The sequence below is a fragment of the Mesorhizobium sp. M7A.F.Ca.CA.004.12.1.1 genome (genome assembly GCF_003997835.1).
Lineage (GTDB): Bacteria > Pseudomonadota > Alphaproteobacteria > Rhizobiales > Rhizobiaceae > Mesorhizobium.
In genome coordinates this window covers 1-2677 of sequence record NZ_RZRK01000821.1, presented here as the reverse complement: position 1 = coordinate 2677, position 2677 = coordinate 1, and the positions used below count along the sequence as shown (strand labels likewise).

At 62.3% G+C, this 2677-nt stretch carries 4 protein-coding genes; 1 reads left to right on the top strand and 3 read right to left on the bottom strand.

Annotated elements, in window-relative coordinates; translation table 11 throughout:
- Positions 1-100: 100 nt before the first annotated feature.
- The gene (locus EN984_RS30170; protein WP_023810978.1) at positions 101-313 is read left to right on the top strand and encodes a hypothetical protein; all 213 of its coding nucleotides are present in this window, start codon (positions 101-103) and stop codon (positions 311-313) included.
- Positions 314-327: 14 nt separating this feature from the next.
- On the opposite strand, the gene EN984_RS30165 is transcribed toward EN984_RS30170, so the two are convergent.
- The 3 genes from EN984_RS30165 to EN984_RS30155 all read right to left on the bottom strand — a co-directional run bounded on the left by EN984_RS30165 (position 328) and on the right by EN984_RS30155 (position 2443).
- Entirely contained in the window at positions 328-657 is a 330-nt protein-coding gene (locus EN984_RS30165) for a hypothetical protein (RefSeq protein WP_236383526.1), read from the bottom strand.
- 330 nt (positions 658-987) lie between these two features.
- Complete coding sequence (locus EN984_RS30160; RefSeq protein ID WP_127268027.1) at positions 988-1839, bottom strand: glutathione S-transferase family protein; 852 nt, start codon at positions 1837-1839, stop codon at positions 988-990.
- A gap of 22 nt (positions 1840-1861) precedes the next feature.
- Positions 1862-2443 (bottom strand): VOC family protein, encoded by a 582-nt coding sequence (locus EN984_RS30155; RefSeq protein ID WP_127268028.1) that lies wholly within the window; start codon positions 2441-2443, stop codon positions 1862-1864.
- Positions 2444-2677 lie beyond the last annotated feature (234 nt).

The window sequence follows — 2677 nt, the reverse complement described above, 5'->3', positions numbered from 1 at the left end:
GACCTGCAGCGCGACGGACCGAGATCAATGCGCCATTATCGCCATGCGTTCGAAACCTTTGCCCGGTCTTCCGCGTTGAAGGACCAAAAGGAGAACGCAGATGTCGATCCACTTCACCGTCTCCGACCTGACAAGAAACCTGTTTCACTCGCTGGGGCTGGACCAGCGCGCGCCAAGGCCACTCAATCCCGAGCAAAGCCTGTTGCTGGAATGCTATCTGGCCGGCCAGGTTCCTGAATCAGCCTGGAGCGACTACGTCTTCGAGACGCCCGATCTTGCCCGGCATGCCGAGGCCAGGCGCAGTCACCACTGACCCGACAACGAGGCTTACTTGGGAGAGGCGAATTGCAACGTAAACACGTTGCCAGCGATCCCTTGCGCCAGCTTCGCCGAGAAAGTCAGGGGCAGGCAATTCCGCAGGGCCGCTGTCGCGGCATCGACAAATGTTTTTTTCGCCTTGGCATCGCCATTCACCTTGATGGCCGTCGGCCTCGGCGGGCCGATCAGCGTCCCATCCCGCTTGAAGCTGAAGCTCAAGGTGACGCTGGCGGTCCCGGCGTCCGCCGGCGGTGTCCAGCATGCCTGGATCGCTGCCCCGACATCGTCCATCGTGTTGAGTTCGGCTGCACTCGAAGCATGGACAACGGCCGCCAGCATCACGCCCGCAACCGCAATCCGTCTCGCAACGCTTTTCATCGCCAGCCCTCGTCTCATGCCTGACCGACAATCCATGCCGGACTGCCGAGATGGATGGTAGGGCCAACGCCGGCAATGACAATATCTCTCGAAAAAAGTTGACGCCAAAAAAGCGACACTGGACGAGGCCTGCGTGCCAGATCGCACTTGGCGATGGCGTGCAAAAGCAAAAGGCCGGCATTGCGCCGACCTTTCCTATCGCTACGACGTTCTGCGCCAGTACATCCGTGGTCGCGGGCCGAAAGCGAATTGCCTGCAGTAGACAGGGCTTTGGTTAACGTATCCTTAACCTCAGGCCTTGGCCTGCGACTTCACATGGGCGATGTAGCCGCGCACATCGCCGGCCGGCTCGCTATAGGCCTTGCCGAGCGTCTTCTCGATCGCCGCCACATAGTCCTTCGCCCACTTGGGCAAGGCATAGTCGACGACGGCCAGGAATTCGAGCGTCGCCGCCAGGCGGATATCGGCGATCGAAGGATGCTTGCCGCCGATGAACGGCTTGCCGTCCCTGAAGAAGCTGTGAAACACTTCGAGCGGCTCGGCGATCGCCGCCATCGCCGCCTTCTGGGCCTCCGACTTCCTGTCGGGGTGCGCGTCGCTGTGGCCGACCTCGCCGGCATATTGTGGGAAGCCGAGCGCCGGATAGGTGGCGCGCGCCACATAAGGGTAGAGCGTACCGATCAGGTAGAACATGGCACTGTCGACCATCGCCCGCTTGGCCGGCGCCTTCGGATAGAATTTCTCCAGCCCGTGCTTGTTGGCGAGATACTGCATGATGGCGCAGCTTTCCCACAACACGCCTCTAGGGAGGCCCTTGTCCTCGATCATCGGTGTCAAATGGGCGGGATTTCGCGCCATGAACTCCGGCGAACGGGTGTGGCCCCAGGCATCGGTCTCGGCATGGTCGAAACCGGCCGCGCGCGCAAACACCCGCACGGTCATGTTGTTGACGCTGGGCTTCAGCATGCTGAGCTTCAACGCCGGCTTCTTGGCCGGCTTGGCCTTGGGCGCGGCTTTTGCCGTCGCCTTCACCGCAGGCTTGGCGGCCGCCTTGGCTTCTGGCTTTGCCGCAGCTTTCGCGGCCGGCTTGGCGGCAGCTTTGGCCGCGGATTTCCCGGCAGTCTTCGTCGCTGTCTTGGCCATCTTGTTCCTCCCTCTGGTCTGTTCAGTATGGGTTCTTCGGCGCCCGATCGTCCGACAAGGTGGCGCGGGAACGTTCGACGAGCGCCTGGATCGCATCGGCGAGATGCACTTCGGCGATGTTGTAGTCGCCGCGCGCGACCCGCAGCCTGTGCGCTTCCATCAGCACATCGGCGTGGGTGAAGCCCGCTGGCGGTTCGAAGCGGTAGGACGCCAGTTCGATCAGCAGGCCGAGCGGATCCTCGAAATAGATCGAATCCATGAAACCGCGATCCTTGACGCCGCTGTGCTTGATGCCGCGCTCGTCAAGCCGGGAGACCGCCTGCAGGAAGGTGACGCGCGACACCGAAAAGGCGATGTGGTGGACACAGCCCGGATCGGTCGGCGTGCGCCGCTTCTCCGGTGTGCGGCTCTCGTCGGTGAAGATGGTGATCAGCCGGCCGTCGCCGGGATCGAAATAGAGATGGCTTTCCCTCGGCTTGTCGAGGTTGGGCTGTTCGAAGATGAACGGCATGCCGAGCACGCCTTCCCAGAAATCGATAGAGGTCTGGCGCCCGGCGCCGACCAGCGTGATGTGGTGGACGCCCTGAGATTGCAGCTTCTGCATTGGCCTTCCTCCCCACGGCATCAACTGGTCGGCGAATCTGCCCGGCATCCGGCGTTCTGTGCGCCGCTGGAACCGTGCCTCAGGATCCGTGACGTGATGCTAATGCAAACAGCCCCACGGCGCCAGAAGCGACGAACGCAGCGACGCAACGGATAAGCCGGATGATTGAGAGTGCGCCGTCCGCATTTCCGATGCCGGACATCGGAAGGGCGTACACGTTACGCTTTTGGAGGC

Excerpts from the sequence above, each read along its gene's own strand:
- EN984_RS30170 (WP_023810978.1), top strand. The coding sequence starts at position 101 with ATGTCGATCCACTTCACCGTCTCCGACCTGACAAGAAACCTGTTTCAC.
- EN984_RS30160 (WP_127268027.1), bottom strand. The coding sequence starts at position 1,839 with ATGGCCAAGACAGCGACGAAGACTGCCGGGAAATCCGCGGCCAAAGCT.
- EN984_RS30155 (WP_127268028.1), bottom strand. The coding sequence starts at position 2,443 with ATGCAGAAGCTGCAATCTCAGGGCGTCCACCACATCACGCTGGTCGGC.
- EN984_RS30165 (WP_236383526.1), bottom strand. The coding sequence starts at position 657 with ATGCTGGCGGCCGTTGTCCATGCTTCGAGTGCAGCCGAACTCAACACG.